20 protein-coding genes and 1 pseudogene are annotated in these 22,093 nt (G+C 74.2%); 14 read left to right on the top strand and 7 right to left on the bottom strand.

Annotation, left to right across the window (positions count from 1 at the left end; translation table 11 throughout):
* Window positions 1–89 precede the first annotated feature (89 nt).
* From QFZ62_RS08380 to QFZ62_RS08340, 9 genes and pseudogenes are all read left to right on the top strand, one after another.
* Window positions 90–2,354 (top strand): glycosyltransferase, encoded by a 2,265-nt coding sequence (locus QFZ62_RS08380; protein ID WP_307504170.1) that lies wholly within the window; start codon window positions 90–92, stop codon window positions 2,352–2,354.
* Window positions 2,351–3,676, top strand: coding sequence for a nucleotide disphospho-sugar-binding domain-containing protein (locus QFZ62_RS08375; RefSeq protein ID WP_307504167.1), 1,326 nt, complete (start codon window positions 2,351–2,353; stop codon window positions 3,674–3,676). Before QFZ62_RS08380 ends, QFZ62_RS08375 begins: the two co-directional genes overlap by 4 nt.
* A 115-nt stretch (window positions 3,677–3,791) precedes the next feature.
* Window positions 3,792–3,965 (top strand): hypothetical protein, encoded by a 174-nt coding sequence (locus tag QFZ62_RS08370; protein ID WP_307504164.1) that lies wholly within the window; start codon window positions 3,792–3,794, stop codon window positions 3,963–3,965.
* An 86-nt stretch (window positions 3,966–4,051) separates the two neighbouring features.
* Window positions 4,052–5,780, top strand: a pseudogene (locus QFZ62_RS08365) (circularly permuted type 2 ATP-grasp protein).
* A 5-nt stretch (window positions 5,781–5,785) separates the two neighbouring features.
* Window positions 5,786–6,715 carry an alpha-E domain-containing protein gene (locus QFZ62_RS08360; protein WP_307507729.1) on the top strand — a complete coding sequence of 310 codons (930 nt, stop codon included), beginning with the start codon at window positions 5,786–5,788 and terminating at the stop codon, window positions 6,713–6,715.
* On the top strand, window positions 6,712–7,557 hold the full coding sequence (locus QFZ62_RS08355; RefSeq protein ID WP_307504163.1) for a transglutaminase family protein: 846 nt from the start codon (window positions 6,712–6,714) through the stop codon (window positions 7,555–7,557). The genes QFZ62_RS08360 and QFZ62_RS08355 overlap by 4 nt, the downstream gene beginning before the upstream one ends.
* A gap of 37 nt (window positions 7,558–7,594) precedes the next feature.
* Complete coding sequence (locus tag QFZ62_RS08350; RefSeq protein WP_307504160.1) at window positions 7,595–8,482, top strand: alpha/beta fold hydrolase; 888 nt, start codon at window positions 7,595–7,597, stop codon at window positions 8,480–8,482.
* Window positions 8,479–8,976: a GNAT family N-acetyltransferase gene (locus tag QFZ62_RS08345; protein ID WP_307504158.1), complete on the top strand. Its 498-nt coding sequence runs from the start codon at window positions 8,479–8,481 to the stop codon at window positions 8,974–8,976. Before QFZ62_RS08350 ends, QFZ62_RS08345 begins: the two co-directional genes overlap by 4 nt.
* 137 nt (window positions 8,977–9,113) lie before the next feature.
* Window positions 9,114–9,836, top strand: coding sequence for a helix-turn-helix domain-containing protein (locus QFZ62_RS08340; RefSeq protein ID WP_307504155.1), 723 nt, complete (start codon window positions 9,114–9,116; stop codon window positions 9,834–9,836).
* A 48-nt stretch (window positions 9,837–9,884) separates the two neighbouring features.
* On the opposite strand, the gene QFZ62_RS08335 is transcribed toward QFZ62_RS08340, so the two are convergent.
* The 3 genes from QFZ62_RS08335 to QFZ62_RS08325 form a co-directional block, all read right to left on the bottom strand.
* A complete protein-coding gene (locus tag QFZ62_RS08335; RefSeq protein ID WP_307504152.1) occupies window positions 9,885–10,517 on the bottom strand; it encodes an alpha-ketoglutarate-dependent dioxygenase AlkB in 633 nt (210 codons plus the stop codon).
* Between the two features lie 106 nt (window positions 10,518–10,623).
* Window positions 10,624–11,835 (bottom strand): alcohol dehydrogenase catalytic domain-containing protein, encoded by a 1,212-nt coding sequence (locus tag QFZ62_RS08330; protein WP_307504150.1) that lies wholly within the window; start codon window positions 11,833–11,835, stop codon window positions 10,624–10,626.
* A gap of 175 nt (window positions 11,836–12,010) precedes the next feature.
* Window positions 12,011–12,706, bottom strand: coding sequence for a Pr6Pr family membrane protein (locus tag QFZ62_RS08325; protein ID WP_307504147.1), 696 nt, complete (start codon window positions 12,704–12,706; stop codon window positions 12,011–12,013).
* Window positions 12,707–12,784: 78 nt separating this feature from the next.
* Between QFZ62_RS08325 and QFZ62_RS08320 the strand changes: the two genes are divergently transcribed.
* Window positions 12,785–13,834 carry a biotin/lipoate A/B protein ligase family protein gene (locus QFZ62_RS08320; RefSeq protein ID WP_307504144.1) on the top strand — a complete coding sequence of 350 codons (1,050 nt, stop codon included), beginning with the start codon at window positions 12,785–12,787 and terminating at the stop codon, window positions 13,832–13,834.
* A gap of 36 nt (window positions 13,835–13,870) precedes the next feature.
* On the opposite strand, the gene QFZ62_RS08315 is transcribed toward QFZ62_RS08320, so the two are convergent.
* Window positions 13,871–14,155, bottom strand: coding sequence for a GNAT family N-acetyltransferase (locus tag QFZ62_RS08315; RefSeq protein ID WP_307504141.1), 285 nt, complete (start codon window positions 14,153–14,155; stop codon window positions 13,871–13,873).
* Between the two features lie 105 nt (window positions 14,156–14,260).
* Here QFZ62_RS08315 and QFZ62_RS08310 point away from each other — a divergent pair, with 105 nt between their 5' ends.
* Window positions 14,261–15,157 (top strand): amidase domain-containing protein, encoded by an 897-nt coding sequence (locus QFZ62_RS08310; protein WP_307504139.1) that lies wholly within the window; start codon window positions 14,261–14,263, stop codon window positions 15,155–15,157.
* 6 nt (window positions 15,158–15,163) lie between these two features.
* On the opposite strand, the gene QFZ62_RS08305 is transcribed toward QFZ62_RS08310, so the two are convergent.
* Both QFZ62_RS08305 and pgm read right to left on the bottom strand, forming a co-directional pair.
* Window positions 15,164–15,685 carry a DUF2809 domain-containing protein gene (locus QFZ62_RS08305; protein WP_307504137.1) on the bottom strand — a complete coding sequence of 174 codons (522 nt, stop codon included), beginning with the start codon at window positions 15,683–15,685 and terminating at the stop codon, window positions 15,164–15,166.
* A 63-nt stretch (window positions 15,686–15,748) separates the two neighbouring features.
* Window positions 15,749–17,389, bottom strand: coding sequence for a phosphoglucomutase (alpha-D-glucose-1,6-bisphosphate-dependent) (gene pgm, locus QFZ62_RS08300; protein ID WP_307504134.1), 1,641 nt, complete (start codon window positions 17,387–17,389; stop codon window positions 15,749–15,751).
* Window positions 17,390–17,438: 49 nt separating this feature from the next.
* Here pgm and pheA point away from each other — a divergent pair, with 49 nt between their 5' ends.
* Complete coding sequence (gene pheA / locus QFZ62_RS08295) at window positions 17,439–18,398, top strand: prephenate dehydratase (protein WP_307504131.1); 960 nt, start codon at window positions 17,439–17,441, stop codon at window positions 18,396–18,398.
* Here the strand turns inward: pheA and QFZ62_RS08290 are convergent.
* Entirely contained in the window at window positions 18,395–19,768 is a 1,374-nt protein-coding gene (locus tag QFZ62_RS08290; protein ID WP_307504129.1) for an APC family permease, read from the bottom strand. The genes pheA and QFZ62_RS08290 overlap by 4 nt on opposite strands.
* Window positions 19,769–19,917: 149 nt before the next feature.
* Between QFZ62_RS08290 and serS the strand changes: the two genes are divergently transcribed.
* Window positions 19,918–21,198 (top strand): serine--tRNA ligase, encoded by a 1,281-nt coding sequence (gene serS / locus QFZ62_RS08285; protein WP_307504127.1) that lies wholly within the window; start codon window positions 19,918–19,920, stop codon window positions 21,196–21,198.
* Window positions 21,195–22,016 (top strand): HAD family hydrolase, encoded by an 822-nt coding sequence (locus tag QFZ62_RS08280; RefSeq protein ID WP_307504124.1) that lies wholly within the window; start codon window positions 21,195–21,197, stop codon window positions 22,014–22,016. The genes serS and QFZ62_RS08280 overlap by 4 nt, the downstream gene beginning before the upstream one ends.
* Window positions 22,017–22,093: the final 77 nt, after the last annotated feature.

Raw genomic sequence — 22,093 nt, 5'->3', positions numbered from 1 at the left:
GCGAGGCTGTCCGGGGAGCGAACGCTCCCGCGTGAGGCGCCTCACGGCTCCGTCGCAGGAGTATGCGGACCCGGAGAGGGGACACGAGCATGGGGATCCAGACGAGCCTCGACCAGGTCGCGCACGCCGCGCGCATCCTCGACGTGATGCAGGAGGCCGACGAGCTCACGGTCGCCGCCAGCCGCGACGGCGGAGGACGCGCGGTGCGCCTCCTCGCCCGCGCCGCCGCCGACCCCGCCGACCAGCTCACCGCGGTCGCCGCCATCCACGCGCTCGCGCAGGTCTTCGACGAGGCCGCCGACCTCGCGCTCGTCGCGCTCCTCGACCACGACACCCGGTGGATCCGCGAGCACGCCGCCTGGGCGTTCGGCACCCGCCTGCCGCGCTTCGACGCGGTGTCCGGCCTCGTCGCGATGGTGGTCGAGGGCGGCTTCCCCGGCATGCTCGCGCAGCGCACGCTGCAGCAGTGGGCCGGATCCGCGCCCGACCACCTCGCCCTCGCGCTCGAGAACGCCCTCCTCGGCATCCGCGGCGACGGCGCCCGCTCCCGCCTCGTCGAGACCGTGGGCCTCGTGCGGGGCCGGATCCCGGAGCGCGTGCTCCTCCGCGTCGCGCAGGACGCCGCCGAGGGCGCGCTCACCCGCTCGGCCGCCGTGGCCGCGCTGGGCGACCGGCCCGCGGACGAGGCGACCCTCGGCATCGTCTCCGACATCGCGCGCGGCGACGACGAGGTGGCCGCGGTCGCGCGCCTGGCCGTGCTCGACATCGCCCGCCAGCACGGCGACCATCCCGTCGCGCCCGAGCGCCCGGGCCTCACGGTGGTGCAGCTCTTCCTGCACGCCGACATCGACGCGGGCCTCACGCACGTGGGCGCGGGCGACAACGGCGGCATCGCGACGCTGCTCGTGCGGCTCGGCGACGCGCTCGTGGATCCCGCGGGCCCGGCCGTCGACGCCCCCGCGGCCCACGACGTGGCCGCCACCGTCGCCGACCGCCCGGTCGACCGCGTCATCACGCTGTCCCGCGGCACCCCCGACCAGGCGCTCGCCTCCCTCGCCCGGGTGTCCGCGGGCGATGACGGCCACGTCTTCGCGCACATCCCCATGCTCGGCGGTCCGCGCTCCCTCCCCGAGGCGTGGCCGCACCGCGTCGCCGCCGAGCGGGGGATCCGTCGGGTGCTCCGCGCCGCCGGCCGCGTCGACGCCGTGCACCTCCGCATGGCCGACGTGGGCACGCTCGCCGCCTCCACGGTCGCTCGCCAGCTCGGCATCCCCGTCGTCTTCACGGTCGCGCCGGACCCGCACGGCGTGGTCGACGCGCTCGACCGCTCCGGCGCCCTCACGCGCGACCGCTTCGGCGCCGTCGACGCGCGCGAGCACTACTGGTTCCGCGTGCGCCTCGTGCAGCGCCTCGCGGCCGACGCCGCGCACACCGTCCTCTTCCCCCGGCCCGAGCTGCGGCGCGACATGCGCCGCCTGGTCGGCATCGACGTCGACGCGCACCCCGAGCGCCACAGCGTGGTCGCCGAGGGCATCGACGTCGCCGCCATCGAGCGCGCCCGCGACGACGCCCTGCTCGGCGCCGACGCGGACGGCGCGCCCGCCCGCGCGTTCGTCGAGCTCGACCGGCTGCTCGCGGGCCTCCCCGAGGAGCGCCGCGGCCTGCCGCTCGTGATCTCCGTGGGGCGCCTCGCGCGCGTCAAGGGCATGGCCGCGCTCGCGCACGTCTGGGCGGCGGATCCCGCGCTCCGGGCCCGCGCGAACCTCCTCATCGTGGGCGGCGACCTCGACGCGCCCAGTCCCGAGGAGCGCGAGCAGCTGACGCGCGTCCTCGAGGCGGCGCCCGGCGCGGATCCCGTCGCCGCCGTCGCCGCCGACCCCCGCGCCGCCGACGCGTCCGCCGCCTCCGCGGGCCTCCTCCTCGCCGGCCACCGCGGCAACGACACCGTCACGCGCTGGCTGGCCGCCGTCCGGTACGGCCGGCCCGGCCTCTCCGCGCCCGGCGGCGCGTACGCCTGCGCGAGCATCAAGGAGGAGTTCGGCGTCGCGCTCCTCGAGGCGATGTCGATGGGCCTGCCCGTCGTCGCGCCCGCGTCCGGCGGCCCCGCGACCTACGTGGAGGACGGCGTGACGGGCCTCCTCGTCGACACGACGGATCCGGCAGCCCTCGGCACGGGGATCGCCCGCGCGCTCGACATCGCGGCCGGCCCCCGCGCGGACGCCGCCGCCGACCGCGCGCGCGACATGGTCGCCCGCACCTTCACCATCCAGGCCATGGCGGGCACCCTGTCCCGCGTCTACCGCGACGTCGCCGCCGCCGACGACCGAACCCTCTGGGAGCTCAGCGCCTCATGACCCTGCTCGTCATCAGCCCGGACTACGCGTCCCACCTCTTCCCGCTCATCACGCTGGCCTCGGCCTGGAGGCAGGCGGGCGAGCGCGTGGTCGTGGCCACCGGATCCGCCACCGCGGGCATCGTCGAGGCGTCCGGCTTCGAGCGCATCGACCTCCGGCTCGGGCGCGGCTCCAACCCCGGCACCATCAAGGCGGAGGACCAGCCCACCGGCGAGGACGACGCCCTCCGCGGCTTCTTCGCCGCCACCCGCCGCGGCATGGTCGAGACCCTGCGCTTCCAGGCCGAGGCCCGGAGCGACGACCTGCTCTGGGAGCCGGTGGAGACCGCGCGCGCCGTGCAGCGGATCCTCGACGAGGTGCGTCCCGACCAGGTGATCGTCGACCACCTCGCCTTCAGCGCGCGCCTCGCGCTCCTCGCCTCCGGCACCCGGCACGCGGACGTCGTGCTCGGGCACCCGAGCGCGCTGCCCGTCGGCGACGAGGTCTACGGCTTCCCGCCCGCCTGGCCCGCCGCCTTCGAGCCCGAGGAGGAGGACCTCGACGAGCTGCACGCGCTCTGCGTCCGCGTGCGCGACCGCTTCACCTCGCAGTGGAACGACGCCCTCGCGGTCCTCGCGCCGTCCATGCGCCCGAGCCGCGACGCCTTCGCGGAGGCCGGCGACGTGCTCCTCCTCAACTACCCCGAGGAGCTGCACGACCCCGACCGCTCGGAGCTGCTGCCGCCGCACGCCTTCATCGGCTCGGCCGTCCGCCGCGAGGCGCCCGAGGCGGAGGTGCAGGACTGGATCGACGCCGGCGGCGACCCCATCGTCTACGTCTCGCTCGGCAGCTTCCTCTCCGTGCGCGGCGACGTGCTCGCCCGCATCGCGGCGGCCCTCCGCGACCTCGACGTGCGCGTGGCCCTCGCGACCGGATCCACCGACCCCGCCGAGCTCGGCGACCTCCCCGCCGACTGGCTCGTCCGCCCCTTCCTCCCGCAGGTGACGCTCCTCGGCCACGCCGACCTCGCGGTCACGCACGGCGGCAACAACTCCGTCACCGAGGCGGCGACCGCGGGCGTGCCCATGCTCGTGCTGCCGCTGTCGACCGACCAGTTCGCGGGCGCCGCCGCCCTCGAGGAGGCCGGGCTCGGGATCGCGCTCGCGCCGAACGTGGCGACGGTCACCGAGCTGCGGCAGGCAGCCAAGGCCCTGCTCAACCCGTCCGGCATGCAGCGCGCGGGGCTCGACGCCATCGCGGCGTCGCTCACCCGCTCGCCCGGTCCGCAGCGCGCGTACCAGGCGCTGGCCGGCGGGATCCGCCCGGAGCAGGCCGCGCGCTGATCCCGTCGCCCCGCCGGGCGACGCCCGCGCCGCGATCTCGTAGACTCGGACGTGACCGCACCCGCGCCCGGCGCGCGGCGGTCGCCCACAGTCTCGGAATGGATCAGGTGCCCTCGTGAACATCGTCGCTTTCATCATCGCGTTCGCCCTCTTCCTCGGCGGCATGGCCCTGTTCGCGTTCGCGTTCTACATCGAGGGCTTCGAGCTGCTCAGCTTCTTCGCCGGCGTCCTGCTCGTCTCCGCGTCCATCGCGATCCCCGCGCACGTCCTCAAGCGCACCGACGCCTGACCGGCTCCCGGGCCCGTCCGCGCGCGGCGCATCCGCCGCCCGCGGCCCGAAACACCCGCGACACACGCCGCGGTTAGGCTCCGGCCATGGGTGATCTGTTCGAGGGATACGGCACGCTCGCAGCCGCACGGCGAGCCTCCGGCGGCGCGATGCCGTTCGACGAGATGTTCCGGGATCCGCCCGCCGACGGCGGGCCGGCCGTCACGCGGGCGGCCTACCGCGAGATCCACGCGGCGCTCTCCCGCATGACCAAGGAGGAGCTGAAGGACCGCACCGACGCGCTCGCCACCAGCTACCTCGCGCAGGGCGTCACCTTCGACTTCGCGGGCGAGGAGCGGCCCTTCCCGCTCGACGCCGTGCCGCGCGTCATCGAGCAGGCCGAGTGGAGCCGGCTCGAGAAGGGCGTCGCCCAGCGGGTCCGGGCGCTCGAGGCGTTCCTCGCCGACGTGTACGGGCCGCAGCGCGCGATCCGCGACGGCGTGATCCCCGCCCGCCTCATCAGCTCGTCGAGCCACTTCCATCGCCAGGCCGCGGGCATCGACCCGGCGAACGGCGTGCGCATCCAGGTCTCGGGCATCGACCTCGTGCGCGACGAGGCCGGCGAGATGCGCGTCCTCGAGGACAACGTGCGCGTCCCCTCCGGCGTCAGCTACGTCATCTCCAACCGCCGCGTCATGGCGCAGACGCTGCCCGAGCTGTTCGTCTCGATGCGGGTCCGCCCGGTCGGCGACTACCCGAACAAGCTCCTCCAGGCACTCCGCGCGAGCGCGCCCGACGGCGTCGACGACCCGAACGTGGTCGTCCTCACGCCCGGCGTCTACAACAGCGCCTACTTCGAGCACACGCTCCTCGCGCGCCTCATGGGCGTCGAGCTGGTCGAGGGCCGCGACCTCTTCTGCTCCGGCGGCCGCGTCTGGATGCGCACCACGGGCGGCCCCCATGCGCGTCGACGTCATCTACCGCCGCGTCGACGACGAGTTCCTGGATCCGCTGCAGTTCCGCGCCGACTCCATGCTCGGCTCGCCCGGCCTCATGCTCGCCGCGCGCCTCGGCAACGTCACCATCGCGAACGCGGTCGGCAACGGCGTGGCCGATGACAAGCTCGTCTACACGTACCTGCCGGACCTCATCCGCTACTACCTGGCCGAGGACGCGATCATCCCGAACGTCGACACGTGGCGCCTCGAGGAGCCCGACTCGCTCGAGGAGGTGCTCGACCGGCTGCCGGAGCTCGTCGTGAAGCCCGTCGACGGATCCGGCGGCAAGGGCCTCGTGGTCGGCCCGGCGGCGTCCGCGGGCGAGCTCGCCGAGCTGCGCGCGCGGCTGCTGAAGGACCCGCGCGGCTGGATCGCGCAGCCCGTGGTGCAGCTCTCCACCATCCCCACGCTCGTGGAGGACGGCATGCGCCCGCGCCACGCCGACCTCCGCCCCTTCGCGGTCAACGACGGCCGGGACATCTGGGTGCTGCCCGGCGGCCTCACGCGCGTCGCGCTCCCCGAGGGCCAGCTCGTGGTCAACAGCAGCCAGGGCGGCGGATCCAAGGACACCTGGGTCGTCGGCGACCGCGCCTTCCCGGCGGCCACGCGCGAGCGCAGCGTGCAGGCGCTCGTGGCCGACCAGGCCGCGGTGACCACGTCGATCCCGATCATCGCGCCCGGCGAGAAGGCGCCCGACCAGTCGCCGCAGGACGCCCCGCGCAACCGCGACCAGCACGAGCAGCAGCAGCAGGCGGGTCCCGCGTCGTCCGCCGCCGCCGCCGCACCCGCCGCGCCCGCCGCCGCCCGCACGACCGCCACCACCGAGGGGGACCGCTGATGCCCATGCTGTCGCGCATCGCCGAGTCGCTGTTCTGGATCGGCCGCTACATCGAGCGCTCCGACGGGACCGCCCGCATCCTCGACGTGCACCTCCAGCTCCTCCTCGAGGACCCGTGGATCGACGAGGACACCGCCTGCCGGTCGCTCCTCAGCGTGATGGGCAGCGACGTCCCCTCGGACGCGGCGCTCGGCCGGGACGACGTGCTCGCGCTCCTCGCCGTGGACCGCACGCAACCGGCGTCCATCGCGTACTCGCTCGGCGCCGCGCGGGAGAACGCGCGCCGCGCCCGCGAGATCGTCTCGAGCGAGCTCTGGGAGTGCCTCAACACGACGCGCGCCCGCATGCCCCGGAAGATCGCGAACGACCGCGTGCACGAGTTCTTCGGCTGGGTCCGCGAGCGCTCGGCCCTCGCGGTCGGGCTCGTCGAGTCGGGCACGAGCCGCGACGAGGCGTGGCAGTTCTTCACGCTCGGCCGCTCCATCGAGCGCGCCGACATGACCGCGCGCCTCCTCGCCACGCGCGCCCTCACCGAGGCGAGCGGCCCGTCGTGGACCACGATCCTCCGCTCCTGCGGCGCGTACGAGGCCTACCTCCGCACCTACCGCGGGGTGCCGAGCGCGCGCAACGCGGCGGAGTTCCTGCTGCTCGACCGGCTGTTCCCGCGGTCGATCACGCACTCCATCCGCCGCGCCGAGCAGTGCCTGCACGACATCGAGCCGCGCACGGACCGCCTCGGGGTGTCCGACCAGGCGCAGCGCCTGCTCGGGCAGATCCGGAGCGAGCTGGAGTACCGGCCGATCCAGGAGATCCTCGACGACCTCCCGCGCTTCATGGACGCCGTGCAGGAGGCCACCAGCGCCACCTCCGAGGCCGTCCGCCAGCGCTACTTCCCCACCAACGCGGCACCGAGCTGGGTAGGAGAGAACTCGTGAACCGCCTGCGCATCACCCACCGGACCGGCTTCCACTACGAGGGCGAGGTGACGGCGTCGTACAACGAGGCGCGGATGCTGCCCGTGTCGAGCGAGAACCAGTTCGTCCTGGACTCGAACCTCGACATCCAGCCGAAGCCGGGCCATCACACCTACGTCGACCACTTCGGCACGCGCGTCTCCTCGTTCGAGATCCTGAGCCCCCACCGCTCGCTCGAGCTGACGGCGACGAGCCTCGTCGAGGTGCGCCCGCGCACGCACGAGCCGCACCAGCTCGGCTGGGACGACCTCGCGGTCGAGGTGGAGCGGGCGACGGAGCACGTGGAGCAGGTCGCGCAGACCGGGCGCACCGCCCCGCACGAGGAGGTCATGGCGCTCGCGGAGGAGATCGCGGGCGGCGCCGGCACCCCGTGCGAGGCCGCCGCCGCGATCGCGCGGGCGATCGGCGAGGAGGTGGAGTACATGGCCGGCGTCACGAGCGTCCAGTCGACCGCGCGCGAGGCGTGGGAGCAGGGCCGGGGCGTCTGCCAGGACATCACCCACATCGTCATCGGCGCGCTCCGGCACGTGGGGATCCCCGCGCGCTACGTCAGCGGCTACCTGCACCCGAAGCCGAACGCCGCCGTGGGCGAGACCGTCACGGGCGAGTCGCACGCCTGGGTCGAGTGGTTCTGCGGCGAGTGGCGCGGCTGGGATCCCACGAACCTCATCGACATCGGCGACCGCCACGTGCTCGTCGGCCGCGGGCGCGACTACCGCGACGTGGCGCCGCTGCGGGGAATCTACGCGGGGCCGTTCCGGTCGAAGCTGTTCGTGCGGGTGGAGATCACGCGCGAGTCCTGACCCCTGGCGGCCGGGCGCGCGCGCCTAGTCTGGACCCATGCCCGACGAGGAGCGCTCCACCGGAGGAGCCGACCACCGCACCATCGTGGACGCCGAGGGCGTGACCCTCCACTACTACGTGTGGGAGGCGGAGCAGCCGCGCGCCGTCGTGCACATCGCGCACGGAGTCGGCGAGCACGCGCTGCGGTACGTCCGCCTGGCCCGGGACCTCAACGCCGTGGGGTTCACGGTCGCGGCCGACGACCACCGCGGGCACGGCGCCACGGGCCTCGGCCACCTCGGGATCGGCGTGCTGGGACCCCGGCGGCACCTCGCGGCGCTCGACGGGATCCAGCTCGTCAGCGAGCAGCTCCGCCGGGACCACCCCGACCTCCCGCTCGTGCTCCTCGGCCACAGCTGGGGCGCGCTCCTCGCCCAGCGCATCGTCGCCCGCGCCGCGCACCTGTACGCGGGGCTCGTGCTGAGCGGGGCGTCGCTCGCGATGCCCGGCGTCATCAACACGGGCGACCTCAACAAGCGCTGGCGGCACCCGGCGGCGTCCGGCTTCGAGTGGCTCTCGCGGGACCCGGAGGCGCAGCGCGCGTTCGGTGCCGACGACCGGAACTTCGACGTCAACGCGCTGAAGCCGTACCGGATGCGCGACTCCGTGCAGATCATGGGCCGCCCGCCGCGGAAGCTCGCGGTGGACCTCCCCGTCCTGATCCAGGGCGGCGAGGAGGACTCGCTCGGCGGCCGGCGCGGGATGCAGCTGCTCGCGCGCGACTACAGCCGGCGGTCGCGCCTCAGCGACGTCCTGCTCATCGTCTACCCGGGCGCGCGGCACGAGATCTACAACGAGACGAACCGCGACGAGGTGGTGGCGGACCTCCGGAGCTGGCTCGAGTCGCGCATCGCGCCCGTGCCGGTGCCGGCGCCGGACGAGTGACCGCCGGCGACGGAGTCGCGCTCCGCCCGGCGCGCGCCGACGACCTGCCGTTCCTCGAGGACATGCTGCTCGCGTCGATGGACTGGCGCGGCGACGGGGCGATGACGCGCGAGCGGATCCGCGCGACGCCCGAGCTCGCGCACTACCTGGCCGGATGGCCGCGCGCGGGCGACGTCGGCGTGGTCGCGGAGGTCGACGGCGCTCCCGTCGGCGCCGCGTGGGCGCGCCTCTTCGCGGAGGACGACCGCGGCTACGGCTTCGTCGCACCGGACGTCCCCGAGCTCGGCACGGCGCTCGTTCCCGCCGCGCGCGGTCGCGGCGTCGGGCGGCGGATGCTCGTGGCGCTCGTCGCGGCGGTGCGCGCATCCGGCGCCCCGGCCGTGAGCCTCAGCGTGGAGGACGGCAACGACCGCGCCCGCGCCCTCTACGCGTCGCTCGGCTTCGTGCCCGTGGGGCGCGAGGGCGGATCCGACGTGCTGCTGCTCCGCTGGTGAGGCACGCCGCCCTCGGGCCCGCGACGCGAGCGGGCGGGCGGGCGGCACGAGCCGTTCACCTGGCGGTCGCCCTCCCGTCGGTCCGCGCCGGTACCGTCCGAGGCGCTCCTGTGCCAGGAGCGGGACGGGAGCACCACGTGGACCAGCGGCAGCAGGCGGTGGCCCGCGCACGGCGCGAGATCGTCGAGGCGGCGGGCGCCCAGTTCGCGGCGCGCGGCTACGAGGGCACGTCGTTCTCCCGCGTGGCCGAGGCGATGGGGAAGCCCAAGTCGGCCATCGGCTACCACCTGTTCGCCTCGAAGGAGCGCCTCGCGGGCGCCGTGGTCGCTGACCAGGAGGACAGGTGGCTGCGCATCGAGGCCGAGCTGGGCGGGCCGGGAGCCCTGCCGGAGCTCGTCGTCTTCCTCCTCACCGCCGCGCGCACGGTGGAGGTGTGCCCGATCGCGGCAGGTGCCGTCCGCCTGCAGCAGGACATGCCGCGGCTGGGCCTCGCGATCGAGCGCCGCTTCGACATCTGGACCTTCACGCGCCGGCACCTCGAGGCCGAGCTGGCGCTCCAGGACGTGCGCGGCGTGGAGGTCGACGCCACCGTGGACGTGCTCCTCAGCGCGACCTTCGGCCTGCTCGCCCACCGCTTCCCGCAGGCGCCGGACGGCGGCCTGGCGGAGCGCCTGCGCCGTCTCTGGATCCCGCTGCTCGCGCACCTGGGGCTCGAGGGCGTCGCGGAGGTCGTGCGCGACGCCCGCCCGCTCGACCTGGCGCGCGTGGAGTCCGCATCCGGGTCGGACGGGGATCGGCACGCGGCCGCCGACGCGGCGGGCGGCCCCGACGCGTCCGAGGGAGGACGCGCCCGCGCCTGATCCGCGCGTCCGCCGCCGCGATCCCCGCCGCCTCGGACCGGCGCTCGCCTACGCGGGCCAGACCGGCCGGAACTGGATGCTGATGCGCGGCCCCACAGCCGAGGCCGTCTTGAGGATGGCGTGCTCGTGGGTGCGCTGGGCGCTGCCGCCCATGATGACGAGGTCGCCGTGCCCGAGCGGGAAGCGCCGCACCTGGCCGCCGCCCTTCGGCCGCAGCGAGAGGGTGCGGGCGGCACCGACCGAGACGATGGCGACCATGGTGTCGCGGTCGATGGCGCGCCCGACGCGGTCGCCGTGCCACGCGACGCTGTCGTCGCCCGTGCGGTAGAAGCAGAGTCCCGCCGTCTCGAGCACCTGCCCGGGCGGGCGGCCGTAGTGGTCGTTCAGCGCCTCGCGCGCCTCCACGAGCACGGGCGCCGGCAGCGTCGCGCGCGGCCCGAACCAGGAGAGCAGCCGCGGGACCTCGACCACGCGGCCGTGCATGAGGCGCGTGTCGGCCGTCCACTCGACGTCCTCCACGAGGCGCTCGAACAGCGCGTCCGAGTCGGCGACCCAGCCGGGCCGGATGTCGAGCCACGCGCCCTGCCCCAGGTCGAGCCGCTCGACCTCCCCGCCGAGGGCGCCGAGCGTCGGCTCCGCCTGGAGGTCGTCGAAGAGGGAGGCCTGGAACGCGATGCTCATGGCGCGAGCATAGCCCGGATGCTCGAACGCATGTTCGAACGAGGGAGGGGCCGGGAGGGCCGCGCCGCCGCCCGGGCGCGTCGTGCGCCGGGCGGCGGCGCGCGGGTCAGCCGACCTCGAGCACCGTCTTCAGCCAGCCCTCCTCGCGCACGTCGAAGTGCTCGTAGGCGTCGATCGCGGTCGTCATCCCCTCGTCCTGCGTGATGAAGCGCGTGGGGTCGAACACGCCGGACGCGACGAGGTCGATGAGCGGCGGCGTGACGCGGCGGTGGTCGCAGTTGCCCATGCGGATCGTGAGGTTCTTGTTCATCGCGGCACCGATCGGGTACGACGTGAGCTGGGGCGGGTAGACGCCGATGATCCCGATGCGCCCCGACTTCCGCACCATCTGCACGGCCCACTGCGCGGCCTGGCTCGGCGCGTCGCCGGGGACCCAGAAGCCGTCGTGCGGGGAGGCGCCGGGCGCGACCTGCGCGACCTCGGCGGCGAACGAGTCCGCCTGCTGCTCGGCCTCCTCGGCGGCGGGACCCGCGTGCGGGCGCTGCGCATCGACGCCGACCGCGTCGATCACCGCGTCCACGCCGATCCCGAGGGTCGCCTCCATCACCGCGGCCACCGGGTCCTCGCGCTCGAAGTGGATCACCTCGGCGTGCTGCTCGAGCGCCATCGCGAGCCGCGTCTCCACGTGGTCGATCGCGAACACGCGCCCGGCGCCCATGCGGAAGGCGGACGCGACGGCGAACTGCCCGACGACGCCCGCGCCGAGGACCGCCACGGTGTCGCCCGGCCGGATGCCCGCGAGCTCGGCGCCGAACCAGGCGGTGGGGAAGATGTCGCTGAGGAGGATCGCCTGGTCGTCGCTGACCGTGTCGGGGAGCGGGATGAGCGTGTGCGCCGCCCAGGGGATCCGCGCGTACTCGGCCTGCAGGCCGTCGACGGGGCCCGTCGTCTCGGGCCCGCCGAAGAAGGAGGTCCCGGCCTGCGGGCCGTTCGGGTTGGCGACGTCGCACTGCGCCGTGCTGCCCGCGCGGCACTGCGCGCACACGCCGCACGACATGGTGGAGCACACCAGCACGCGGTCGCCGGGGGAGAAGCCGCGCACGGCGTCGCCGACCTCGGTGACGGTGCCGATCGCCTCGTGGCCGAGGATCGTGCCCTCCCGCATGCCGGCCATGGTCCCACGCACGAAGTGCAGGTCGGTGCCGCAGATGGCGCTGCGGGTGATGCGGATGACCGCGTCGGTCGGCTCCTGGATCCTCGGGTCCGGCACCTCGTCCAGGCGGATGTCGCCCTCGCCGTGCCACACGACTGCCTTCATGCTGCCTCGCCTCTCGTCACCGGGCGTGCGGGCCGATGCGCCGCCGTCCGTGCCTCCGACGCTAGGCCGGCACCGGGACGGCGTCCGGGGCGCGGAGACCCCTTGACGCGGGGCGGGCGCGGCCGCTACCGGACGCCCGGCGGCGGCGGCGGCTGCTGCTGCCGCCGGACGGGCGTCACAGGGTCCCGGCGCCGGCCGCCGTGATCGCCCGCGACGCCCGCCGGCCGATCGCGATCAGGAGGAGCGCCATCCCGCAGATGAACGCCGCGATCACCACGATCCAGACCGCGACCGCGGCGTACCCGTCCTCGGTGGCGGGATCCAGGAACGGGTACGGGTAGTAGGTGGCCGCTCCCGTGACCTCGTTGCCCGTGAACGGCCCGCGCGCGAGCGTGACCGCGACCCACACGAGCGGGTAGACGACGACCCGGCCGACCGCCCCGTAGCCGAGCGCCCGCCGGTCCGGCGCGAGCAGCCAGTCGAGCAGCACGAGCGCGGGCACGACGACGTGCAGCACCTCGTTCGACCAGGGCAGGTTCCCGCCGGGGATGGTCGGCAGCCCCCGCAGCAGCAGGTTGTAGACGACGCCCGTCGTGACCATGTAGGTCGCGGCGGCCAGGCGCAGGGTCGTCCAGCCGCGCCCGGGCGCGGGTCCCCGGCGGAGCAGCCGTACCGCGCCGACCCCCATGACCACGGCGGCGACGAGGTTCGACTGGATCGTGAAGAACATGAGGAAGTCGACGGTCTTTCCCGCGATCCCCTCCACGCCGACGCTCCGCCAGAACGACGAGCTGACGACGTACTGGCTGACGACGGCGACCAGGACGGCCAGGACGGTGAGGAGGCGGACGACCGCCCAGGTGATGCGCACCCCTCACCGTCGCACATCGCCGTGCCCGCGGCGATCCCCGGACCGTGCGCCGGCACCCGCGCGCCCTAGGCTGGGCGGATGCATGGTGAGTACAAGGTCCCCGGCGGCAAGCTCGTCGTGGTCGACCTCGACGTGACCGACGGCCGCATCTCCGGGTTCCGCCTCGCGGGCGACTTCTTCCTCGAGCCGGACGACGCGCTCGAGGCCATCGACGGTGCCGTCAACGGCCTCCCCGAGGACAGCGACGCCGCCGCGATCGCCGCCGCCATCCGCCGCGCGCTCCCGGCGCAGGCCGTGCTCCTCGGCTTCTCGCCCGAGGCCGTCGCCGTGGCCATCCGCCGCTCGCTCGCCCGCGCCACGGACTGGGGCGACTACGAGTGGGAGGTCATCCACGACCGCGCCTACCGGCCGGTGGAGCAGATGGCGCTCGACCAGGTGCTCGCGGAGGAGGTCGGCGCCGGCCGCCGCAACCCCACGCTGCGCATCTGGGAGTGGGACCAGCCCGCCGTCGTCATCGGGAGCTTCCAGTCCCTCCGCAACGAGGTCGACGCCGAGCAGGCCGCGGCCCACGGCTTCGACGTCGTCCGCCGCGTCTCCGGCGGCGGCGCCATGTACATGGAGGCGGGCGCCGTCATCACGTACTCGATCTACGCGCCCGTCGACCTCGTGCAGGGCATGACCTTCGCGGACTCCTACGCGTACCTCGACGAGTGGGTCATCACCGCGCTGCGCTCGCTCGGCATCGACGCGTCGTACCAGCCGCTCAACGACATCACGAGCCCCACCGGCAAGATCGGCGGCGCCGCGCAGAAGCGCCTGGGCGCCGGCGCCGTGCTGCACCACGTCACCATGAGCTACGACATGGACGGCGAGAAGATGGTTCAGGTGCTCCGCATCGGCCGCGAGAAGATCAGCGACAAGGGCATCACGAGCGCCGCCAAGCGCGTCGACCCCCTCCGCAGCCAGACGGGCATGAGCCGCGCGGACATCATCGACCGGATGAAGGCCACGTTCACCGGCCTCTACGGCGGGAAGCCGGGCGAGGTCACGGCGGAGGAGTGGGCGAAGACGCGCCAGCTCGTCGAGGAGAAGTTCTCCACGCCGGAGTGGCTGACGCGCGTCCCCTGAGGCGCGCCGCGGCGGGCGCGGGCGCGAGCCGGCGGGTCAGCCCCGCTCGAGCAGCTCGCGGTAGTCCGGGTGCTCGTCGATCCACTCCGCCACGAACGGGCACGTGGCGACGACCGTGCGGGATCCTGCGCGCACGTCGTCGAGGGCGGCCCGCACCAGCTCCCCGCCGAGGCCGCCGCGCCGCTTGGCGGGATCGACCTCCGTGTGGGTGAAGACGATGCGGTCGCCCTGGATCAGGTAGTCCGCGAAGCCCGCGCGCTCGCCGTCGAGCCACAGCGTGTAGCGCGAGCCGTCGGGGTCGTGGGTCACGTCGACGCTCATCCCGCCACCCTAGGCGGGGCGCCGCCCGGAGTCGATCCGCAGGGGTCCGGGTTACCCTGGACGGGCCCGGCATCCCGGAGCACCCCTCGACCTCCGGAGCAGCACGTGACCGCCGACATCCGCCGCCGCAGCATCCTCGCCGCCGCGCTCGCGGTCCCCGTGACCGCCGCCCTCGCCGCCTGCACCCGCCAGGAGCCGGCCCCGCGCGCGACCGCCGGCGCGGGTGCCGCGGACGAGCCGGCCGCGACCGCCCCCTCGCCCGCCGTCGCCTCGGTCGAGCCCGCGGCGCTCTCCGTCTCGGGTGGCCAGACCGTCACCCTCGCCGGCACCGGCCTCGCGGCCGCGACGGCCGTCATGTTCGCGGGCACCCCGGGCACCGACCTGCAGGTGGCCGGCGACGGCTCGCTCACGGTGGTCGCACCGCGGTCCTCCGACTACGAGGACCGGGCCGCCGACGTCCAGGTCATGGCCGGCGACGCCGCGCTCACGACCGCCACGGCGGCGTACGCGGCCCAGACGCCCGTCGACCGGCAGCTCCAGTACGCGCTCGCGCACTGGGACGCCTACAACCTCGCGGAGTACGGCGACTTCAACCCCTCCGGCGGCGACTGCGTCAACTTCGTCAGCCAGACCCTCATCCAGCGCGGCTGGGAGATGACGACCGAGTGGCACAACCGCGGCGGCGGATCCGACTGGACCTACGCGTGGATCCACGTGCCCACCTTCGACCGGTGGCTCGCCGCCAACGCGACGGCGCTCGGCATCACGCGCCTCGAGCTCGCCGACCGGGACCGCCTGAAGGTCGGCGACATCGTCATCTTCGACTGGAACCGCAACGCGTCGGGCGACCACACGCAGATCATCTCCGCCATCGAGCCGAAGGACGGCGGCAACGTCGTGAAGATGGTCGGCCACAACCTCGACAACGACTACCGCGACCTCGACGAGACCATCACCACGGAGCACCCGGGTGCCGAGGTGCACTTCTGGAGCGTCGCCTAGCCCGCGCTAGCGCATGTCGCCGAGCCGGCGGCCCGACCGGAGCAGGCGGTCGACGAGGAGCACGAGCAGCACGCCGAGCGCGTAGGCCGCGAGGTCGACCGGGTCGAAGCCCGTGCCGAGGACCAGCCGCACGAGCGGCGCGTCGAGCGCCCAGGTCGCGGGCTGCCCGGTGATCTGCAGGAGCTCGATCCCGGTGCACCACACGAGCACGGCGGCCCCGTGCACCACGGTGTCGACCCGCGGCATCACGGCGATGAGCGCGAGGTGGATGGCCGCGGCGTAGAGGACGTCCGGCCAGAGGCCCCGGCCGTCCGAGTGCGTGACGACCATGCCGGCGATGACGACCGCGAAGAGGGCCGCCAGCGCGACGACGCGGCGACGGGCGTGGCCGTCGGGCAGGCGGACGCTGCGGTCGTGCGCGGGTGCGGCGTCGGCGCGGCCGTCCGCGAGACCGTCCGCGGGGCCGTCGACGGGACGCGTCGGCGGCTCGTCCCACAGGAACGCGTCCACATCCCCGGAATGGCGCATCCCCCCACCGTAATCACCGCGGATGCGAGCGCGCCCAGGGCGGCGCCGCACCCGCGGCCCGTGCTACGCCTCGAGCGCCGCGTCGACGATGCGCTTGGCCTCCGCCTGCACCTCGTGCAGGTGGTCGAGCCCCACGAACGACTCCGCGTAGATCTTGTAGACGTCCTCGGTGCCGCTCGGGCGGGCCGCGAACCACGCCCGGTCGGTGACGACCTTGACGCCGCCGACCGCCGCGCCGTTGCCGGGCGCGGTGCTCAGCTTCGCCGTGATCGGGTCGCCCGCGACCTCGGTGGCCTGGATCGCGTCGCCGTCGAGCTTGCCGAGGGTGGCCTTCTGCGCCTTGGTGGCGGCCGCGTCGACGCGCTCGTACACGGGGTCGCCGAAGCGCTCGGTGAGCTCGCGGTAGAGCACGCTGGGCGTCTTGCCGGTCACCGCGAGGATCTCCGCGGCCAGCAGCGCGAGGAGGATCCCGTCCTTGTCGGTGGTCCAGACGGTGCCGTCCATGCGGAGGAAGCTGGCGCCGGCCGACTCCTCGCCGCCGAAGCCCACGGATCCGTCGATGAGGCCGGGCACGAACCACTTGAAGCCCACCGGCACCTCCCAGAGGCGGCGGCCGAGCGAGTCGGCGACCCGGTCGATCACGCTGGAGGACACCAGCGTCTTGCCGATCGCGGCGTCCGCGCGCCAGTGCGGGCGATGCGCGTAGAGGTAGTCGATCGCGACGGCGAGGTAGTGGTTCGGGTTCATGAGCCCGGCGTCGGGCGTGACGATGCCGTGGCGGTCGGCGTCGGCGTCGTTGCCCGTGAGGATGTCGAAGTCGTCCTTCCGCGCGAGCACGCTCGCCATGGCGGAGGAGGACGACGGGTCCATGCGGATCTTCCCGTCCCAGTCGAGGGTCATGAACGACCAGGCGGGGTCCACCTCGGGGTTCACGACCTCGAGGTCGAGGCCGTGGCGCTCGCCGATGGCGGCCCAGTACTCGACCGAGGCGCCGCCGAGCGGGTCCGCGCCGATGCGGACGCCGGCCGCGCGGATGGCGTCCATGTCGATGATCGAGCCGAGGTCGTCGACGTAGTGGCCGAGGAAGTCGTAGCCCTCGACCTGCGCGCGCGCCTCCTCGAGGGTCACGCGCTTCACGTCGACGAGGCCGGCCGCGATGATCGCGTTGGCGCGCGCCGCGATCCAGCCGGTGGCGTCGGAGTCGGCCGGTCCGCCGTGCGGCGGGTTGTACTTGAAGCCGCCGTCGGCCGGCGGGTTGTGGCTGGGGGTCACGACGATGCCGTCGGCCACGTCGTCGTCACCGTGCGCGTCGTCGCGGTTCCAGCGGAGGATCGCGTGCGAGAGCGCCGGGGTGGGGCACCAGGAGTCGCGGGAGTCGGCGAGCACGCGCACGCCGTTGGCGACGAGCACCTCGAGGGCGGTGTCCTCGGCGGGCTTCGAGAGCCCGTGGGTGTCGCGGCCGATGAACAGCGGGCCCGTGATGCCCTGCTCGGCCCGGTACTCCACGATCGCCTGCGTGATCGCGAGGATGTGGTCCTCGTTGAAGGCCGTCTTCAGCGAGCTGCCGCGGTGGCCGCTCGTGCCGAACGCCACCTTCTGCTCGGGGTCCTCCACGTCGGGATGGAGATCGTGGTAGGCCCGGATCAGCTCGTCGATGTCGATGAGGTCGGACGGGAGGGCGGCGGTGCCTGCGCGGTCATGCATGGATCCATCCTGGCACCGGGCCCCGCCGATTCCCATCTAGGGTGCAGGCATGCCCGACTCCTCCCGGCCCGACGAGACGTACAGCTACCTCGGCCCCTCCGGCACCTTCACGGAGGCCGCGCTCAAGCAGGTGGAGGCGGCGCGCGGGCGCACGTGGCGGGCCGTCAACAACGCGTCCGAGGCGCTCGCCGACGTGGTGTCCGGCACGTCGGTCGCGGCGATGATCGCCATCGAGAACTCCGTCGAGGGCGGGGTGACGGCCACGCAGGACGCGCTCGCGAACATCCCGGGCCTGCGGATCCTCAGCGAGCACCTCGTGCCCGTCTCCTTCGACCTCGTCGTCCGGCCGGGCACGGCGCTCGCCGACGTGCGCACGATCGCCGCCCACCCCGTGGCCTACGGCCAGTGCCGCCGCTTCCTCGAGCGCGAGCTGCCCACGCACGGCCACCTCCCCGCGTCGAGCAACGTGCAGGCGGCCATGTCGCTGCTGGAGGACGGGACCGCGGACGCGGCCATCGCGCCGCCGCAGATCACCGAGAGCCAGCCGCTCGAGGCCGTGGCGCGCGCCATCGGCGACAACCCCAACGCCGTCACGCGCTTCGTCCTGGTCGGCCGCGCCACCACGCTGCCGCCGCGCACCGGCGCGGACAAGACGAGCCTCATCGTCGAGCTGCCCGACGACCGGGCCGGATCCCTCCTCGACCTCCTCGAGCAGTTCGCGACCCGCGGGGTGAACCTCGCGCTCATCCAGTCGCGGCCCATCGGCGACGAGCTCGGGCGCTACCGCTTCGTCATCGACGCCGAGGGGCACGTGCACGACGAGCGCGTGGCGGACGCCCTGCTCGGGATCCGCCGCTTCAGCCCGCGGGTCACGTTCCTCGGCTCGTACCCGCGGGCCGACGGCGCCCCGAGCACGTACCGCGCGCAGTACGAGGACGGGGTGTTCCTCGAGGCGCGCGACTGGCTGCGGGGCATCCTCTCGGCCGAGCCCGGCGCCGGCGACGCCTAGGCGCGGTCGCGGTCGAGGTCCTTCGACCGCGCGCCGGTGGCTCGGCTGATCAGGTAGAGCACCACGCCGACGGCGAGCAGGATCGCGCCGAACAGCCACACCTGCCCGCTCTGCTGCGTGAGCAGCAGGATGCAGGAGAGCACGCCGAGCACGGGCACGATGGTCCAGACGCGGAAGTGCGCGTGCTCGACCCGGTCCTTCCGGAGCACCAGGACGGCGGCGTTCGTGCTGATGAAGACGAACAGCAGCAGGAGCACGACGGTCTCGGCGAGCGTGCCCACGTCGCCCACCGAGGTCAGCGCGACGGCGACGACGGTCGTCGCGACGATCGCCACCCAGGGCGTCCGGCGGTTCGGCAGCACCCGGCCGAGGATCCCGGGCAGCAGGCCCTGCTCGGCCATGCCGAAGGTGACGCGGCTCGCCATGATCATGGTCAGCAGGGCGCCGTTGGCGACCGCCACGAGGGCGATGAGGCTGAAGATCCAGGCCGGGATGCCGACGCCGGTGGCCTGGACCACCGCGAGCAGCGGGCCGGTCGACTCGGACAGCTCGTCCGGCGAGAGCGCGACGGAGCTGGCCAGGGCGACGAGGACGTAGACGACGCCGGCGGTGGCGAGCGATCCGAAGAGCGCCTTCGGGTAGACGCGGCTGGGGTCGCGCACCTCCTCGGCGATGTTCGCGCTCGTCTCGAAGCCGACGAACGAGTAGTAGGCGACGATCGCGGCCGACAGCGTGGCCAGGGCCGCGTTCGAGCCCTCGGGGAACTGCGTCACCCGCGAGGCGTCGCCGCCCCCGCCGCCGAGCATCACGGCCACGACGACGATCACGATGACGAGGCCGCTCAGCTCGACCACGGTCATGATCACGTTGCCGCGCATGCTCTCCGTGATCCCGCGGGCGTTGAGGGCCGCGACGAGCAGCAGGAACACGATGGCCGCGGGGATCTGCGGCACGTCGAACAGGGGCGCGAGCAGCGTCGAGAGGTACTGGCCCGCGAACGCGAGCGACAGCCCGGCGGCGCTGACGACGCCGGCCGCGAGCATCGAGAAGCCGACGAGGAACGAGATCACCGGCTGCCGGAAGGCGCGCTCGGCGAAGATCGCGGCGCCGCCCGCCTTGGGGTACTTGGTGACGAGCTCGGCGTAGGAGCCCGCCGTGAGGAGCGCCAGCAGCAGCGCGACGACGAGCGGCACCCAGAGCGCCCCGCCCACGTCCTGCGCGAGCGTGCCCATCAGCGCGTAGATGCCGGCACCCAGCACGTCGCCGAGGATGAAGAGGAACAGGAGCGGGCCGGTGATGGCCTTCTTGAGCTTCGAGCCGCCCGCGTCGGACTCGCCCGCGTCCTGCTCCCTGCCGGTGGTCGTCGTCATGCGCGTGCCTCTCGTCCTCGGATGCCGGGCGCGTGCCCGGCGGGCGCGCAGGAGCGCGCCGCCATTCGATCCTGGCCCGGTCGGGCGTCGGCGTCCCGGACGGGTCCGCCCGCCGGGACGCGCCCGACCCGCTTCGTTAGAGTGACGGGGTGATCGATCCGCAGACCCTCCGCGACCATCCCGACCTCGTCATCGCCTCGCAGGAGCTGCGCGGAGCCTCCGTGGAGGTGGTCGACCAGGCGGTCCGGGCGGACGCCGAGCGGCGGCGCGCGGTCACCGAGTTCGAGGGGCTGCGTGCCGAGCAGAACGCGCACGGCAAGCTCGTCGCGAAGGCCGACAAGGCCGACAAGCCGCGCCTCATCGCCGAGGTGCAGGAGCTCAAGGCGCGCGTCACCGCCGCCCAGGAGCGGGCGCAGGAGGCCGAGGCCGCTCTCGACGAGGCCATGCGGCGCATCCCGAACATCGTCATCGACGGCGTGCCCGCGGGCGGCGAGGACGACTGGGCGCTCGTGCGCGAGGTCGGCGAGAAGCCCGCGTTCGACTTCGCCCCGCGCGACCACCTCGAGATCGGCGAGATCCTCGACGCCATCGACATGGGCCGCGGCGCCAAGGTCTCCGGCGCGCGCTTCCACTTCCTCAAGGGCATCGGGGCCCGGCTCGAGATCGCGCTCATGAACTTCGGCCTCGCCCGCGCGCTCGAGGCCGGCCTCGTGCCGCTCATCACGCCCACGCTCGTGAAGCCCGAGATCATGGCCGGCACCGGCTTCCTCGGCGCGCACGCCGACGAGGTCTACCGCCTCGAGGACGACGACCTCTACCTCACGGGCACGAGCGAGGTGGCGCTCGCCGGGTACCACGCCGACGAGATCCTCGACCTGGCCGCGGGCCCCATCCGCTACGCCGGCTGGTCGACGTGCTACCGCAAGGAGGCGGGCTCGTACGGCAAGGACACCCGCGGCATCATCCGCGTGCACCAGTTCCAGAAGCTCGAGATGTTCTCCTACGTCGACCCCGCCGACGCCGAGGCGGAGCACGGGCGCCTGCTCGCGATGCAGGAGCGCATGATGCAGGACCTCGGCCTCGCCTACCGCGTCATCGACACGGCCGCCGGCGACCTCGGGTCGAGCGCCGCCCGCAAGTACGACGTCGAGGCGTGGGTCCCCACGCAGGACGCCTACCGCGAGCTCACCTCCACCTCGAACTGCACCACCTTCCAGGCGCGCCGCCTCGGCACGCGCTTCCGCGGCGAGGACGGCCGCACCACCCCCGTCGCCACGCTCAACGGGACGCTTGCCACCACGCGCTGGATCGTCGCCATCCTCGAGACGCACCAGCGGGCCGACGGCTCCGTGCGCGTCCCCGAGGCGCTCCGTCCGTACCTCGGCGGCCTCGAGGTGCTGGAGCCCGCCACGGCGAAGGCCGCGCGATGACCCCGCGGGTGCCCGACGCCGACCGCCTCCTCATCGCCCTCGACATCGACGGCACCCTGCTCGGCGAGGACGGCTCGCTCGACGAGTCCGTCATCCGCGAGGTGCGGCGCGTGGAGGAGGTCGGCCACCTGGTCATGCCCTCCACCGGCCGCTCGGTCGCCGACACCCTGCCGATCGTCGACCGCCTGGGGATCCACCCCCGCTACATGGTCTGCTCGAACGGCGCCATCACCCTGGAGCGCGACGCGGACGCGCCCACGGGCTACACGCGCCGGCACGTCGAGACGTTCGACCCGTCGGACGTGCTGCAGCGCATCCGCCCGCACCTCGCGAGCGGCCGCTACGCCGTCGAGGACGCGGACGGCGTCTACCTCTACTCCGGCGGCGACTTCCCGGACGGCGCGCTCGAGGCGAACGGCCGCCAGGTCGAGTTCGAGGAGCTGCTGCACGTGCCGGCGACGCGCGTCGTCGTCATCTCGCCCGGCCACGACATGGAGGAGTTCCAGGACGTCGTCGAGCGGATGGGCCTGCACCGCGTGAGCTACTCCATCGGCTGGACGGCGTGGCTGGACATCGCGCCCGACGGCGTGAACAAGGCCACCGCCATGGAGCGCGTCCGCGAGCTGCACGGGATCGCCCGCACGCACGTGGTCGCCATGGGCGACGGGCGCAACGACATCGAGATGCTGGAGTGGGCCGGCGAGCACGGCCGGGCGATCGCCATGGGCCAGGCGCCCGCCGAGGTCATCGCGGTCGCGACCGAGGTCACGGGGCCGATCACCGAGCACGGCGCGGCCGCGGTCCTCGCCCGCGTCTAGCGGCGCGGGCCGGGCGATTCCCCGCCTGGGGAGAGTTCAGGCGGCTCCGATCCTCCCCGTGCGAGAGTGGCGCCTCC

The sequence above is a fragment of the Clavibacter sp. B3I6 genome (assembly GCF_030816895.1).
Classification (GTDB): domain Bacteria; phylum Actinomycetota; class Actinomycetes; order Actinomycetales; family Microbacteriaceae; genus Clavibacter.
Note: the sequence above shows the minus strand (reverse complement) of the source record. Positions and strands in the feature narration are given on the sequence as shown.

Bases quoted from the DNA above. Each gene is read 5' to 3' on its own strand.
- QFZ62_RS08380 (WP_307504170.1), top strand. From the start codon at position 90: ATGGGGATCCAGACGAGCCTCGACCAGGTCGCGCACGCCGCGCGCATC.
- QFZ62_RS08375 (WP_307504167.1), top strand. From the start codon at position 2,351: ATGACCCTGCTCGTCATCAGCCCGGACTACGCGTCCCACCTCTTCCCG.
- QFZ62_RS08360 (WP_307507729.1), top strand. From the start codon at position 5,786: ATGCTGTCGCGCATCGCCGAGTCGCTGTTCTGGATCGGCCGCTACATC.
- QFZ62_RS08350 (WP_307504160.1), top strand. From the start codon at position 7,595: ATGCCCGACGAGGAGCGCTCCACCGGAGGAGCCGACCACCGCACCATC.
- QFZ62_RS08335 (WP_307504152.1), bottom strand. From the start codon at position 10,517: ATGAGCATCGCGTTCCAGGCCTCCCTCTTCGACGACCTCCAGGCGGAG.
- QFZ62_RS08330 (WP_307504150.1), bottom strand. From the start codon at position 11,835: ATGAAGGCAGTCGTGTGGCACGGCGAGGGCGACATCCGCCTGGACGAG.
- QFZ62_RS08320 (WP_307504144.1), top strand. From the start codon at position 12,785: ATGCATGGTGAGTACAAGGTCCCCGGCGGCAAGCTCGTCGTGGTCGAC.
- QFZ62_RS08315 (WP_307504141.1), bottom strand. From the start codon at position 14,155: ATGAGCGTCGACGTGACCCACGACCCCGACGGCTCGCGCTACACGCTG.
- QFZ62_RS08305 (WP_307504137.1), bottom strand. From the start codon at position 15,685: ATGCGCCATTCCGGGGATGTGGACGCGTTCCTGTGGGACGAGCCGCCG.
- pgm (WP_307504134.1), bottom strand. From the start codon at position 17,389: ATGCATGACCGCGCAGGCACCGCCGCCCTCCCGTCCGACCTCATCGAC.
- pheA (WP_307504131.1), top strand. From the start codon at position 17,439: ATGCCCGACTCCTCCCGGCCCGACGAGACGTACAGCTACCTCGGCCCC.
- QFZ62_RS08290 (WP_307504129.1), bottom strand. From the start codon at position 19,768: ATGACGACGACCACCGGCAGGGAGCAGGACGCGGGCGAGTCCGACGCG.
- QFZ62_RS08280 (WP_307504124.1), top strand. From the start codon at position 21,195: ATGACCCCGCGGGTGCCCGACGCCGACCGCCTCCTCATCGCCCTCGAC.